Source organism: Mesorhizobium sp. M2E.F.Ca.ET.209.01.1.1 (assembly GCF_004010375.2).
GTDB lineage: Bacteria > Pseudomonadota > Alphaproteobacteria > Rhizobiales > Rhizobiaceae > Mesorhizobium.
Genome location: NZ_SADP02000266.1, coordinates 1 through 408, shown reverse-complemented (window position 1 = coordinate 408; position 408 = coordinate 1). Strand labels below are relative to the sequence as shown.

Genomic DNA, 408 nt, shown 5'->3' with positions numbered 1-408 from the left:
CGGTGATGTATTTCTGCATGCGGCGGAAATCGTTGGTGCAGACGCCCGACGACAGGCCGAAAGCCGTCGAGTTCGACAGCTTAATCAGCGCCTCGTCATCGTCAGGCGCGCGCACGATCGGCACGATCGGCCCGAAGGTCTCCTCCATCACCAGATCAGAGTGGTGCGACACGCGGTCGACGACGATCGGCGGCAGCAGCGCCCCCTTGCGGCCGGGATCGTAGAGCACCTCGGCGCCCTGCTCGGCCGCCATGCAAACGCGCTTCTCGAACAGCGCTGCCGCCTTTTCATGCACCACGGTGCCGAGCTGCGTTGCCGGGTCGCGCGGATCGCCGAATTTGATGGCCTTGGCCCGTTCCAGCACCATCGACACGAAGCGGTCTGCGACCTTCTCCTGCACCAGGATGC

1 protein-coding gene is annotated in these 408 nt (G+C 65.0%); it reads right to left on the bottom strand.

Annotation, left to right across the window (positions count from 1 at the left end; genetic code table 11):
* Window positions 1–408 (bottom strand): aldehyde dehydrogenase family protein (locus EN852_RS35590; RefSeq protein ID WP_135879660.1); only part of this gene is annotated, 408 nt, incomplete at both ends.